Origin of the sequence: Asticcacaulis machinosus (assembly GCF_028550435.1) — a bacterium.
GTDB classification, from domain to species: domain Bacteria; phylum Pseudomonadota; class Alphaproteobacteria; order Caulobacterales; family Caulobacteraceae; genus Asticcacaulis; species Asticcacaulis machinosus.
This window is the reverse complement of the sequence record NZ_JAQQKV010000004.1, coordinates 18,096-32,488: the sequence shown is the minus strand read 5'-3', so window position 1 is coordinate 32,488 and position 14,393 is coordinate 18,096. Positions and strand designations below refer to the sequence as shown.

Here is a 14,393-nt window from a genome sequence, read left to right as displayed (position 1 = left end):
AAGCTGACGGAGGGGGCAACCCGACCACAAAATGCCCCCTCCGTCGCAAACAAGTTGCGACACCTCCCCCGCCATGCAGGGGAGGAGGAAAGAGAAAACACAATGACTACACAATCTCAAACCTATAAACCCGACATGATGGGGGCCGTCCTGGCGGCTTTTAAGCGGCTTGATCCGCGCTATCAGATCCGCAACCCGGTCATGTTCCTGGTCTGGGTCGGGTCGGTCATCACCACCGCGATCCTGGGCGTCATGTTCGCCAATCCGGGCACCCTCATCAGTGGCGGCCAGCCGGTCTGGTTCGTCGGCCTGATCTGTTTCTGGCTGTGGTTCACCGTATTGTTTGCCAACTTTGCCGAAGCCATTGCTGAGGGTCGGGGCAAGGCCCAGGCCGACAGTCTCAAAAAAGCCCGCCGCGATGTCTCTGCCAAAAAGCTCGATAAGGCCAAGAGACAGACCGTCGTGGCCGCCAACACCCTTCGCAAAGGCGATCTGATCATCATCGAAGCGGGCGATGCCGTCCCCGCCGACGGTCAGGTCATTGAGGGCATTGCCTCGGTCGATGAAAGCGCCATTACCGGCGAATCCGCCCCCGTTATCCGCGAATCCGGCGGCGATCGTGATGCGGTGACCGGTGGCACGCGGGTGCTGTCAGACTGGATCATCGTGCGCGTCACAGCCGATCCGGGCGAGAGCTTCCTCGATAAAATGATCGGGTTGGTCGAATCGGCCAAGCGTCAGAAAACGCCCAATGAGATCGCCCTGTCGATCCTGCTGGCGGCGCTCACTCTGGTGTTTTTACTGGCCTGTGCAACACTGTTGCCGTTCTCGCTATTCAGCGTCGAAAAGGCCGGTTCAGGTACGGTGATTTCGATCGTTGTCCTGATCGCGCTGCTGGTGTGCCTGATACCCACCACTATCGGCGGTCTGTTGTCAGCCATCGGCATTTCGGGGATGCAGCGCCTGATCAAGGCCAATGTCATAGCAAGCTCCGGCCGTGCGGTCGAAGCGGCGGGCGACATCAACGTCCTGCTGCTCGATAAGACCGGCACCATTACGTTTGGCAACCGTCAGGCGGTCGAGTTCCTCCCCGCCCCCAATGTCACGGCCCGTCAACTGGCCGAGGCCGCAGAGCTTTCGTCACTGGCCGATGAAACCCCCGAAGGCCGCTCAGTGGTCACACTTGCCCGTGCGCAATTTGATATTGCCGTCCGCGCCGCCGCCGATATTGAGGCCACCTTCATTCCGTTTTCGGCGGAACACCGCGCGTCGGGCGTTATCATCAATGAGCGCCACATCATGAAGGGTGCGGGTGACGCCATCGCCAAACTGGTCGCCCTCAAAGGCGGACAGGTGCCGTCCGGTGTGAATGCGGCCGTCGAAGACATTGCCCGCAAGGGCGGCACGCCGCTGCTGGTCGCCGAAGGGCCCAAGGTTCTGGGCGTGATCTACCTCAAGGATATCGTCAAACCGGATATCAAGACCCGTCTGGCGGAACTGCGAAAAATGGGCATCAAGTCGGTGATGATCACCGGCGACAACCCCCTCACCGCCGCTGCCATTGCCAGTGAAGCCGGAGTTGACGATTTCATTGCCGAGGCCACACCGGAAACGAAACTGAAATATATTCGCAAGATGCAAGAGGGTGGCGAGATGGTGGCGATGGTCGGTGACGGCACCAATGACGCCCCCGCTTTGGCGCAATCGGACGTGGCAGTGGCCATGAATTCCGGCACCCAGGCCGCCAAGGAAGCTGGCAATATGGTCGATCTGGACAGCGATCCGACCAAGCTGATCGAGATTGTCGAGATCGGCAAGCAGCTTTTGATGACGCGCGGAGCGCTGACGACCTTCAGCATCTCGAACGATCTGGCCAAGTATTTCGCCATTATCCCGGCGGCCTTTGCCACCACCTATCCGGCATTAGGCGTGCTCAATGTCATGGGCCTGTCGTCACCGTTAAGTGCAATTTTGGCGGCTGTAATTTTCAACGCCCTGATCATCGTCGCCCTCATCCCGCTGGCCCTCAAAGGCGTCAAATACCGGGCTGAATCCGCATCGAACATGCTGACGCGCCATGCCCTGATTTACGGCTTGGGCGGGATCATCGCCCCGTTCATCGGTATCAAGATCATTGATCTTGGCCTGACCGCTGTCGGTTTAGTTTAAGGAAAGAAAGTGCCCCCACCACCCCCGCGATAAATCGCGGCGGTTCCCCTCCCCAACATGTTGGGGAGGGGTAGTGAAAATAGCCGATCATACCTCCCCAGTTTACTGGGGAGGGGGACCGCACAACTGAGCACAGCGAAGGCGATGCGGTGGTGGGGGCCTATAAAAACAAGGAATTTATCATGTCATTCACTTCACACATTCGCCCGACTTTAGTGACACTTGGCGTGTTTACCGTTCTGTTCGGCGGGGTATATCCCCTTACCGTCACCGGCATCACAAGCCTTGCCTTTGCTGACAAAGCGCAAGGCTCTCTGATCAAGGATGGTGACACCGTGGTGGGTTCACGCCTGATCGGGCAAAACTTCACCAAGCCTGAATATCTGTGGGGCCGGCTGTCGGCCACGGCCGAGGCGCCCTATAATGCCGCGGCCTCGTCCGGCTCTAACTACGGCGTCAACAACCCGGCCCTCCATGAAGCCGCCGCCGCCCGCAAGACAGCGCTTGGCATAGATGGGCCGGTGCCGGTCGATATCATCACCGCGTCCGGTTCCGGCCTTGATCCGCACATCAGCCCCGCATCGGCCGAGATTCAGGTCGCCCGTATCGCCGCCGCCCGCGCCGTCCCCGCCGCCACTGTGCGCGCCGCCATTGACGCCGCAACCGAAGGTCCCACGCTTGGAATTTTCGGCGAAGCCCGCGTCAATGTGTTAGAGGTCAATCTCCGACTGGATGGCAAGCTTTAAGTGAACGCTGATACCCGACCCGACCCCGACAAACTCCTCGCCCTCATCCGCACGGATGGGGGCGAATCCGCGTCCGGTAAGCGTCGGGGGCGGTTGAAAATCTTCTTTGGCGCGTCAGCAGGTGTCGGCAAGACCTTCGCCATGCTGACCGAGGCCCGCCGCCTCCATAGTGAGGGCCGCAATGTCGTCATCGGCGTGGCTGAGCATCATGGCCGGGCGGAGACTTTGGCCCTGATCGACGGGTTACCGACCCTTCCGCTGCGGGAGATCGATCATCGCGGCGTCAGGGTGCGCGAGTTCGATCTTGATGCGGCGCTGGCCCAACACCCCGACCTCATTCTGGTCGATGAATATGCCCATACCAATGCCGTTTCAGATAAAGGTGGAGGCTCCCGCCACCCCAAGCGCTGGCAGGACATCGAAGAACTGCTCGACCACGGCATTGATGTCTATACGACCCTCAATGTTCAGCATCTGGAAAGCCTCAATGATATGGTCGCCCGCCTGACCGGCGTGTGGGTTAAGGAAACCGTGCCCGATGCGGCGTTCGATGCCGCCGATGAGATTGCCCTGATCGACCTGTCGCCCGATGATCTGCTCAAACGGCTCCATGACGGCAAGGTCTATGTGGCCGAAGGCGCCAACCGCCGGGCCGCCGAGAATTTCTTCAAAAAGAGCAATCTCGGTCGCCTGCGCGAACTGGCCCTGCGCCGCACGACCGAGCGGGTCGACGCCCAGAACGATGCGTTGAACGCGGCACAAGGCCACGATGAAGCCGCCACCGGTGATAAGATCCTCGTGCTGGTCGGGCCGGACGCCCTGTCGTCGCGCCTGATCCGCCACACCAAGCGTATGGCCGACCGCACTCGCGCGCCGTGGTCAGCGCTTTACCTGCACACCGACCGGCATGAAACCCTGTCGCCTAAGGCCCGTTTGCGGGTCGAGCATAATCTCAGGCTGGCTGAAAAACTGGGCGGACGGGTTGTGCGCCTGAATGCTGCCCGTGCCGCCACCGCCATCCTCAATCATGCCCGTCAAAACGGTTTTACCCGGCTGGTGCTGGGTCATAGCGACCAGCCGTGGTGGCGCAGACTTGCGGGGGCTGCGTCCCTGTCGCAAAAGCTGATTGAGCGTGGCGCCGGTCTTGAAATCACTACGCTTAATGCCGATTCCGAGACGTCAGCAAACCCGCGCGACGACACCACCGGCTGGGAGATCTGGGCGGCCCGCCCCCGCCACCACCTCATGGCCGCAGTTATCGTTGCGGCCTGCACGCTTTTGGGTTTGCCGTTTCGCAGCCTGACCGACCCTGACACTCTCATCATGCTGTACCTGATCGGTGTGGTCATCACCGCTGCGCGTTTCAGCATCGGCCCGGCGGTCTTGGCCTCGGTTCTGTCGGTCGCGGCCTTCAACTGGTTTTTCATCAAGCCCTACTACACCTTCACCTTTGATGACGTCAGCTATGCGGTAACATTTGTGGTCATGCTGATGACGTCGCTGATTGTCGGGTCGCTGACAGCACAGTTATCGCGCCACGCCAGGCTGGCGCGCAAGGGCGAATCTGAGACCCGCCTACTATACGACCTGTCGCGGCAGTTGTCCGCCGTGCGCGGTGTAGATAATATGGCCGAAGTGGTCGTGCGCCATCTGGAACCGGCCTTTGATGCCGATATCCGCCTGTGGACCGGAGAGCGCCAGATCGCCGGTGCGCCGCTTGACGAGGCCAAAGAAACCGGAGCCAAAGACGTTGGAGTCCGCCAGTGGGTGATGCAAAATCATCATATCGCCGGCCGTAACACCGACACCATGCCGTCCGCCAGCGCGCTTTATCTGCCGGTCATGGCGGAAAACAGCCCTCTGGGCGTTCTGTCGATCACCCCTCGCACCCCTGACCGCCAGTTTACAGGCGCAGATCTTCTGGTGTTCGAGACGGTCGCCAGCCTGATCGCCGGGGCCTTTCAGCGCGCCCGTCAGGCGCAGGACGCCGAAACGTCGCGCGTGGAGTCTGAGAACGAAAGACTGCGCAATGTCCTGCTGGCATCCTTGTCGCATGATCTGAAAACGCCGCTGACCATTATGAACGGATCGGTGTCATCCCTGCTCAAAATGCGTAAAAGGTTGCCGCGCGAAGCCGTGGATGAACTGACCTCCCTGTGGGGCCATCTGGCCCGGCTTCAGAAATTCGTGACCAATCTGTTGCGTATGGCCGCCATTACATCGGGCCAGATGCGGCTAAACCTTGAGCCCTACCTCATCCAGGAAATCACCGGGGCCGCAATCGCCCGCGTCGAACCACAAAAGGGGGCGCGCCAGATCCGCACCACGGTCAGCGGTCAGTTGCCGATGGTGCAAATCGACGGCGCTTTGATCGAACAGGTGCTGATCAACCTGATCGAAAACGCCATTGCTCATACAAATGAAGACGGCGTGATCACCATAACTTTAGAGACCGATGCCGACCGGGTGCGCGTGCGCATCAGCGATGACGGCGAAGGGCTGAAACCCGGCGATGAGACGCGTATCTTTGACAAATTTCACTCCGGCAAACCTGCGACGGATCGCGACGGGTCGGGCACAGGCTTAGGTCTTGCCATCTGCAAAGGTATCGTTGAGGCCCACGGCGGCATGATCTACGCCAAAAATAACCCGCCAAAAGACAATGCCCCCACCGGCGCCAGCTTTATCTTTACCCTGCCCATAGCTAAATAAATTCTATGACCACTATTCTGATCATCGAAGATGAAGCCGATATCCGCCGCTATCTGCGGGCCACTCTGACGGCGCGTGACTATGAGGTGCTTGAAGCGCCGACCGCCAAGGAAGGCCTGCAAAAACTGACCGTGAACCGGCCCGATGTGGTCATTCTCGACCTCGGCCTGCCCGATCAGGACGGTCAGGCGTTTATCCGTCAGGTACGCGACTGGTCAAAGACCCCGATCATCGTCCTGTCGGCACGTGACAGAGAGTCCGATAAGGTTGAGGCGCTGGAAAACGGTGCTGACGATTATCTGACCAAGCCGTTTGCCGCCGGAGAACTGCTGGCGCGGGTGACGGTCGCCCTGCGTCATGCGGCCCAAAGCCCTGCGGGTGCTACTGAAATCATCGAATATGCGGGCCTTAAGGTCGATCTGGCCGCCCGCAGAGTGTGGCTAAACGGCGACGATGTGCATCTGACCCCGATTGAATACAAGCTGTTGTCAGAATTTATCCGCCACCGCGGTAAGGTCTTGACCCACACGCAACTTTTGAAAGCCGTCTGGGGCCGTCATTCGAGCGACCAGAACCATTACTTGCGCATCCACACTCAGCACTTACGTGAAAAGCTCAAAGACGATCCGCTGTCCCCGACCTTTATCTTTACCGAACCCGGTATCGGTTACAGATTCAGCGACTATCTGCCCTAATGCACCCAATCCGGTCATTCTTGGCGTAATGTGCGTTTCAACCCGAAACCGGACATCATCGATGCCAAGAGCCTAACTCCGTACTGCTCGATTAAATTGTGGGCAACGGCGGTGTTAAGCCGCAACGACTAATCACGGGCTCTACTTTGCACGCACATCGGCAACAGCCTTTTCAATAGCATCGATGACCGCCTTAGGCTGATTAATCTGAATATAGTGACGGCTGTCGGGAACCACGACATGGCTGCCACGGGTTGACAGGGCGGCGAGCCTTGCATGCGCGGTTAACCAGTTGTCTTCACCTCGCTTATGCTGGTCCGGAGTCTGGCCCGGCATTGCTGGCATACTGCCGTGCGTCAGGATAATCAGCGGCTTATCGCCAAATTGCGGGTTGAGGGCGTCAATTTGGGCTGTATTCACGGATATCCAGCTTGGTGCCGACGGCGTAATACTTTGAATTTCCGAAATTTTCGTGCTGATGGTTACGGGGTTCGCCTGCTGCAGTTTGTCTGTGCGCCGCAGAACGTCGTCAAGCGAACGGTTTTCACGAACACATGCCTTGGCGGCATCCGTCTTAGGTTCCTGCAACTCGCCAGACTTCGCCAGAGCAAGGCAGGCCTCTAACGGAGCCCACGGCGGCGGGAGCTGATCCGTCGTATCCGGCGGCGCCATCCACCTGCCCATGTCGGCATAAGACGGATCGACCAGGACTTCAGCCGCGACGTCGTCGGGATATTTTCCCTGCAAACCGACACCGTAAAGCCCCGCACTCGAATGGCCGACATAGACGATCGGTCCGTCCGTACCCATAGCCTTAAGCAACAGGTGGATGTCTCTGACATTCGCGTTCACATCCGACGCGCCCGGCGGAGGATCGGAAAAGCCATAGCCGGCGCGATCATAACTGCAAGCCGTCATTGTCTTCGCGACCTCGCCCTGGACATAGCGCCACGACGCAGTCGTGTCGCCGAGGCCGGAATCGAAAAGGACAGTCGGCGCGCCCTGACCTAGGCAGAACAAATTAATGCGGCGATTGCCGTCAATGGCGATCAAGCGCTGCGGATGAGCATAATTTTCGGATGGGATCGCGGGTTGCGCGGCGAGAGCGCCTGCGGCCACGAAGCTCAATGTCAGCGCGACAAAAACCGACGTTTTCACTTTGCGCATTTCCCCCTGCTCAAACGTGAATCACCCCTATTTGTGGTGCTTTATTGTGGTTTCCGAAAACAGGCAAATCAACGAGGAAAGTCTCTAAAGTAGTGTAAATACACAAACACCTGATTAAGCGTAGTCTCTGAGACCGTTGGCAAAAAATTTAGAAATTAAACAGAACTACATCTTTTAGACTGACTTGTCCCGAAGGGTTGTTATTAGCCTACGAGCTGTTCTTTTCCATTTTGGGTCCCAACCGCACAGGTTCTCTTCCAACTCTCGTGCCGCTTCGCTAATATCTCTAAAACCATATAGCTGACCGCTGCCTGCCAGTTTATGAGCATGTTGTTTCAAGTTATCTATGTCCTCCACAGAATCAAAGTCGGCCTCCAGACGTTCGACTAACGCGGCAATTTGGCGGTGAAGAGCGGATAGTTTCTCCACATACCGACGCTTCAATATCTCCATCTCTGGCGATTTTACCGCTGGAGTGGCATTTGTATGAAACGCATCACGGCACATTCCGCCGCTCCCAGATAGCATTTATTTGATCAGGTATGAGCAGAGGGTCGAAAGGCTTGGCGATTACACCGTCTGCACCTTGTTTCAGATAGCCTTCGGTGTCGACGAGCTGAATTCGGGCCGTCATGAAGACGATAGGAACAGAGGCTAAGACCGATTGCTTACGTAGCCCAGTCAAGGTCGACGGACCATCCATTTCCGGCATCATCACATCCATGAGAATGAGGTCGGGTTCAAGTGCCGCGGCCTCATCTATCGCCCGCCTACCGCTTTCCAGACAGGAAACACGATACCCGCCGACGTCTTCGAGCGCTAATTGGGTGACGGCCAAAATGTCAGGATCGTCATCGATGCACAAAATATGTTTCAATGGCTTCATCGGCCATCCTCGTCTGATAACGCCGTGGGAAACTCAACCCAGAAAGAAGCGCCCTGCCCTTCAATTGAGCTGAATCCGATTTCGCCGCCCATATGTTCAACCAGTTGCCGCGTGATGTTCAATCCCAATCCGGTGCCTCCCTTGGCGCGGGTCGCCGACGAGTCAACCTGTGAGAACTTGTTGAAGATATGGCTTCGGAACGCCTCTGGTATGCCGACCCCATGATCGGTGACAACAATACGTGTCCGGTCCGCGCTAATCGCACATGCGACTTGTACTACCTGACCGGCCGCAGAAAACTTGGCGGCATTGGACAAAAGATTAGCCATAATCTGCTGGAAACGGGCAGCATCAACGCAAATCATAGCGGCGGCATTGATATCACCAACTTCGAACCTGACACTGAATCGATCTGCAAATGGCTGGTTTGTCGCGGCAGCCAGGGCGACTTGTTCTTGCAGGCTCTGGGGTTGAATATCAAAGCGCATCTGGCCCGAAGCCAGCTTGTCAATGTCGAGTATATCATTGATGAGCAGCAAAAGCCGGTCACTGTTTTGTAACGCCAGTTGCACCAAACGGTTGGCTTTTTCAGGCAGGGTGGCAGCCATCTTACCCGATAACAGGCCGAGTGATCCTTTGATCGAAGTCAGGGGTGTTCGCAATTCGTGACTGACGACCGACACAAACTCACTCTTGATACGCTCCATTTCGCGTCTCTGAGTGATATCTTGAATCTGTGACACGAAATAATCCGGCTCTCCATCAGGATGGCGAACCAGTGAGACGCTAAGCAGCCCCCAGATCACATGGCCGGCCTTGTGAAAATAACGCTTTTCCATGCTGTAGGTTTCTATCTCGCCAGCCAGCAACCGGCGCACATTACCCAGATCCGCCTCCAGATCATCCGGATGTGTAAGCGTTTGGAAATCCCCCGCTAAAAATTCGTGCTCGCAATAGCCCAGCAGATTACACAAGGCTTCGTTGACTTTCAGCCATCGCCCGTCCTGGCCAACCAGCGCCATACCGATAGAGGCATGCTCCATAGCTGAGCGGAAAGTCGCTTCACTTTTCAGCAAGGCTTCCTGTTGGGCCTTCCGCTCAGTAATATCCTCCATGACTCCCAGATAGCCGGAAACCTGCCCTTCGGCATCACGGAGCGAAGTGACCATCAGGCTTGCCTTAAAACGGGCTCCGCTTTTTCGGATCAGTGTCCATTCATCCACGTAAAGACCGCTCAAATCGGCCTTACGTATAAACACGTCAAAACTGGGAGGTATAATTTCGCCAAGATCTTTACCCAGTTGATGGGCACGAGTGGCAATTTCAGCCGCATCATGCCAGTGCAGGGGCGTCGTAAGGCCTATTACCTCATTTGCGGCGTAGCCAAGCGACAATTCAGCCCCCTGATTGAAGACAATAACTGTACCATCAAGCTCCGTCGCCACGACCATGTGACGGGTACTGGACAACACAGCCTGCATCAGGCGGTTTGATTCAAAAACGGCTTTTTCAGCCAGTTTCCGGTCGGTAATATCATCTAGTGACCCTGCCATGCGAACCGCTTGGCCATCCTTATCCCACCGGGCTTGCCCCTTGGCATGCATCCAGCGATAGTCTCCCTCGGCATTGCGCAAGCGGTATTCTACATCATAGGGACTTTGCGCTGCCAGATGGCTGTCCAGTCGCGCCGAAACCCAGCCACGATCATCGGGGTGCAACCGTTCAAAAAAATCGTCCGTGCCGTGTTTGGACAAAGCCCCGCTCAGGCCCAACATATGGTTTAGCGTTTCTGACCAATATACGGTATGGTTTTTGATGTCCCAATCCCACAGACCGACGCTCATACCCTGCACAACCAGATCATAGCGGGCTTCGCTGGCGACCAGAGCATCAACACGACGTAATATGGCGATGGAGACAAAGGCCGCAGACATGGCCGTAAAGATCAAGCCCACGATCAAAACGAACAGGGGATTGAATTGTCCTCCCTGGCGCTCAAAGGCCGGCGTGCTCTCCCACACAATGTACCATTTCGCCTGGCCGACCGATATTGTCTTCCTACGGGAAAACGTGGCCACTTTCGGCGCATTCGCCACGTCGCCACTCTCGTAGATCAGGGCCGAAGATGTCGCGGTTTCCCCATCATATATCTTCAGATTCAAAGTGTCTCCCTGACTGGCTGTCAGGGCTTTTAGGAAATTACGGGCAATGAACGGCGCATAGGTCCATCCGATCAACGCGGCCCGACGCTCTTCAACTGTCGATACCCGGGCATTTGGCCTGTATGTCGGGTACAGAATGAGAAAAGCCGGTGTCTTTTGCGTATCCTGCACAAGAGTAATCTTATGGGTCAGAGTGATCATGCCGGTATCGCGAGCAGCCTCTACTGCGACCCTGCGGGTGGTCTCAAACCCCAGATCAAGCCCTTGAGCCTGACGATTAACCTCTATGGGGGCGATAAAGGTGATGATATAGGCGCTGTCAGCAGCGGGGCGCGGATGGATGGTAAAATCGGCCCGCCCCACATGTCGCTGCTGGCGCTCATAGGCCGGCACATCCGCCGCCTTGACCGGCTTTATCCACCCAATACCGTTCATACCCGGATAGGCGTTTTCAATTTGCAATGACCCGACATAATTTTTCCAGTCGGCGTCCGAAACATCATCGGAACCCTTCATATAGCCTGACGCAGACACCAGAGCATTGGCATAAGCATCAACGCGGTTTTGAAGCGCCTTCTCACTTTCACGGGTTAAGGCTTCAAATTGTGCGTCCCTTTGGATATAGGCCGCTTCAGACACGACCTTCCAGGCGTAAAACGTCAACCCCAGCGGCAGAAGGATCATCAGAACGGCAAAGGCCGGTAATCTGCCCATAGCCTCCCCGCGCCAGACGATCAGCGAGCTATGGCCCGGAAGCATCAGCACCAGAGGTAAGAACACAACGACGCCAATGAGATCCCCTCCCCACCAGGCCAAGGCATTTGACGTCAGACTCTCAACCGGAACCAGTCCAGCCGAATATAGAGTGCCAACACCGATCGTTGCCGCAACAATGCACGCCAAAGGACCGCACAGACCAAACAGCCTTAACAGGTCAGCGGGACGGTTCAGATGCAAGGGCGTACCGATGAAGCGCCCGACCAGATACTGCCCAAAAGTCGCTTGCAGGGTAGACCCTGTCGCTATGCCCAGCGCTACCAGCAGTTTTAAATGATCAATTCCCTCTGATGTGAGCGCCTGACCATTGTAGGCATTCAGGGCAAATGAACCCAATAGCACGCCGGGCCAAATACGACGTCCGTACAGCATGAGGAACCCAAGCGCGATCCCGGACGGCGGCCAGATCAAGGTCGCATAGCCGGGCGGAACCGCTAAAAATAGCCCCAGCCATCCTGTGCAAAAATACAACACCGCCAGGATGGCACACAGTGACAGATATCCCGGTTGCCAGGTTTGCAGACTTAGTTTGGTTTTCAAAAAAAATTTGGGCTCAGCCATACAAGGTAATTCAGATGTAGGTGGAGTGAGGATCTGGTGGTGCGTGCCCAAACCGGGGGTGTGCCTCTAACTCGGGCGCATGCCTTTGATCATGCTCATTAATTAGCAGTTGCGATAACTCTAGAATAGCTTCTTTCGGAAAGGGTTTTTGAATCTGCGCGTCGGCGCCCAATTTGCGCGCCGCCGACAGGGCTTCCTCCTGAGAGACATAATTTCCAGCGCCCGCCGACATAGCGACGATCAGCACGTGCGGCCAAACCTTACGTATATGCCGCATCCCTTTAAGCCCTCCCATGCCCGGCATGAAGACATCGCACAACACCATATCGACGTGAGCGATATCGGCATTCTTGAACGCATCTTCCATGTCCGCCGCCAGAGACACACGATACCCCGCCGCTTCATAAATACCGCGCGCAAGGCTTCGAACCGTTAAACTATCATCTATGATCAACACGTGATGCCGGCGCCGTGGCCCTTCCTTAGCGTCCATTCGCGCCGATAAAACCTGTTTTATCTGGGCCTCAGCAAAAGGTTTTCTTAAGACAAAATCGGCCTTAGCCCGGCGGGCGTTGGCAAGCGTTGTCTCCAAAGCCTCATGGCTGCCCCCGGCCGTCATGACGGCGATCGTAGCATAGGGTGCCAAGCGCCGAAACGTCGGCAAAAGCGGCAAGCTGTTTTCAAACCCTACAAACACATCAACAAACAGCACATCAACCTGAACCGTCTTTAGCGTGTTGACGGCCTCATTCGAGGTTTCACAATGAATTGTGGTCCAGCCCTGCGCCGCGATCATGCGCTTAACGATATTCGCTTGGGTAACACTGTCTTCAAGAATGAGGGCGACACATTCACTCATAATACCAACCTACCAATAAACCTGCGTCGTTTCGTTCGGCGTTGATGGCCGACGGCGGGCTAAAAAACGGGTAATCGCTAAATTCAAATGATGGAGTTCGAAAGGCTTAGTGATGTAATAGTTTGCGCCAGCGTCTAAGCTGGCGGCGACATCGCTATTCATCCCTTTGGCGGAGACAATAATCACAGGAATAGCTTTCAGCGCATTAAATTCATTACGACGCTTTAGAAAAGTCAGTCCGTCCATATCTGGCATTTCCATATCCAACAGGATCATGTCCGGCAGAAACTGTAAAAGCGACGCCAACCCCATCATGCCGCTATCGGCTGTTTCAACCTTAAACCCTAATCCCCCCAGACCCGTTTTTAGCAGGATTTGCACATCCTCGTCGTCATCGATAACAAGAATACGCGGGCGCTCAGCCATAGATTGATTAACTCTCATCACACCTACACCACATTCACTGGATCGGAGTCGGAACCTCACATACCGGTATGGTGCGGGCAGTTCCTCTAGTCAGCCAAGACTAGCGCCCTTAGCTTAATCGAGCCCCAATCAATTGCGACGGCCACGTCACAATCGGCTTGAAATCACAACCTGACCTGAAAGACAGGCTCTTTTTGATTGCCATGATGAATATGGTGACTAATGCCCACCAAATGTGGTGTCGCATCTGTAGTCAAAAAGGCCCTTCACACGTTGAGGAAAGCACTCTAGTAACGTGCATATCCCGCAACACGAAACTCCGAACAGTCTGATGAATTGAGGCTGAGTTTGTCGGCTCAAATGCATGCAACCGTCCTGATTGTTGACGATACTCCCGACATTCGCGAGTTGCTGTCGCTGATATTGGAGCAGCACGACTTTTTTCCGCTGACGGCCGCGGGGGGCGTCGAGATGGACGCGGCCCTGAAACAGCACAGGGTAGATCTGATTATTCTCGACACGATGATGCCTGACGAAGATGGCCTGTCGATATGCCGCCGCCTACAGGGTGATGAGCACCCGCCGGTGATCATGTTAAGCGCCCGAGGTGAGGACATTGATCGCATCAAAGGCCTCGATCTCGGCGCCGAAGATTATATGGCCAAACCTTTCAACCCGGATGAACTGATAGCTCGAATAAACGTTGTTCTTAGGCGCCGGTTAAGATCGGTGCGTCAGGCGTGGGTCAAGAAATTATTTTTCGGCTGGAGTCTTGAGAGTGCGACACGTCAGCTTATCACGCCTCATGGGGTTGGACTGACCTTATCAGCGGCGGAATTTGCGGCCATGAAGGTATTGCTCGATTATCCGGACCGTCCTCTGCGGCGTGAATTTATGCTCGAAAAAATGGCGGCCGTAATAGAAATTCCTACGCCACGTGCTCTTGATACAATCATTTCTCGGTTACGCCGCCGACTTACTAAGGTGCAAGCTGGCACACGAAAACCCGACGACCTGATCCGCACTGTTTACGGCGTTGGTTATATGTTGCGGCCCAATTCTGAAGTGCTCAAGTAACCAAGACTTTGGCAGTCATATATATATTGTCGTGTCAACCGCCCCATAAGCAGACGCCCTCCAACCGATCCTCTAACGTTCGCATGGCACGGCTCAGTGCCTCCTCAGTTCTTCCGTTGTCGGTCTGAACACACCATAATACGCAACATCTTTGAC

11 protein-coding genes are annotated in these 14,393 nt (G+C 55.9%); 5 read left to right on the top strand and 6 right to left on the bottom strand.

All coding sequences use genetic code 11. The annotated features are described in order from the left end of the window. The first annotated feature begins 102 nt into the window (after positions 1–102). The 4 genes from kdpB to PQU98_RS15365 all read left to right on the top strand — a co-directional run bounded on the left by kdpB (position 103) and on the right by PQU98_RS15365 (position 6,322). Positions 103–2,169 (top strand): potassium-transporting ATPase subunit KdpB, encoded by a 2,067-nt coding sequence (gene kdpB / locus PQU98_RS15380; RefSeq protein ID WP_272745849.1) that lies wholly within the window; start codon positions 103–105, stop codon positions 2,167–2,169. Between the two features lie 182 nt (positions 2,170–2,351). Next, a complete protein-coding gene (kdpC, locus tag PQU98_RS15375; protein ID WP_272745848.1) occupies positions 2,352–2,915 on the top strand; it encodes a potassium-transporting ATPase subunit KdpC in 564 nt (187 codons plus the stop codon). Beyond that, on the top strand, positions 2,916–5,627 hold the full coding sequence (locus PQU98_RS15370) for a DUF4118 domain-containing protein (RefSeq protein ID WP_272745847.1): 2,712 nt from the start codon (positions 2,916–2,918) through the stop codon (positions 5,625–5,627). It abuts the gene before it with no gap. Between the two features lie 5 nt (positions 5,628–5,632). Next, complete coding sequence (locus tag PQU98_RS15365) at positions 5,633–6,322, top strand: response regulator (RefSeq protein WP_272745846.1); 690 nt, start codon at positions 5,633–5,635, stop codon at positions 6,320–6,322. A 141-nt stretch (positions 6,323–6,463) separates the two neighbouring features. Here PQU98_RS15365 and PQU98_RS15360 read toward each other — a convergent pair whose 3' ends face one another. From PQU98_RS15360 to PQU98_RS15335, 6 genes are all read right to left on the bottom strand, one after another. Beyond that, positions 6,464–7,489: an alpha/beta hydrolase gene (locus PQU98_RS15360; protein ID WP_272745845.1), complete on the bottom strand. Its 1,026-nt coding sequence runs from the start codon at positions 7,487–7,489 to the stop codon at positions 6,464–6,466. Between the two features lie 174 nt (positions 7,490–7,663). Beyond that, on the bottom strand, positions 7,664–7,996 hold the full coding sequence (locus tag PQU98_RS15355; RefSeq protein ID WP_272745844.1) for an Hpt domain-containing protein: 333 nt from the start codon (positions 7,994–7,996) through the stop codon (positions 7,664–7,666). Then, a complete protein-coding gene (locus PQU98_RS15350) occupies positions 7,986–8,375 on the bottom strand; it encodes a response regulator (protein ID WP_272745843.1) in 390 nt (129 codons plus the stop codon). Before PQU98_RS15350 ends, PQU98_RS15355 begins: the two co-directional genes overlap by 11 nt. Then, positions 8,372–11,854: a PAS domain S-box protein gene (locus PQU98_RS15345; protein ID WP_272745842.1), complete on the bottom strand. Its 3,483-nt coding sequence runs from the start codon at positions 11,852–11,854 to the stop codon at positions 8,372–8,374. The genes PQU98_RS15350 and PQU98_RS15345 overlap by 4 nt, the downstream gene beginning before the upstream one ends. Before the next feature lie 31 nt (positions 11,855–11,885). Beyond that, positions 11,886–12,734 carry a response regulator gene (locus tag PQU98_RS15340; protein WP_272745841.1) on the bottom strand — a complete coding sequence of 283 codons (849 nt, stop codon included), beginning with the start codon at positions 12,732–12,734 and terminating at the stop codon, positions 11,886–11,888. Between the two features lie 9 nt (positions 12,735–12,743). Then, entirely contained in the window at positions 12,744–13,160 is a 417-nt protein-coding gene (locus tag PQU98_RS15335) for a response regulator (protein WP_272745840.1), read from the bottom strand. A gap of 348 nt (positions 13,161–13,508) precedes the next feature. Between PQU98_RS15335 and PQU98_RS15330 the strand changes: the two genes are divergently transcribed. Then, entirely contained in the window at positions 13,509–14,237 is a 729-nt protein-coding gene (locus tag PQU98_RS15330) for a response regulator (RefSeq protein ID WP_272745839.1), read from the top strand. Positions 14,238–14,393: the final 156 nt, after the last annotated feature.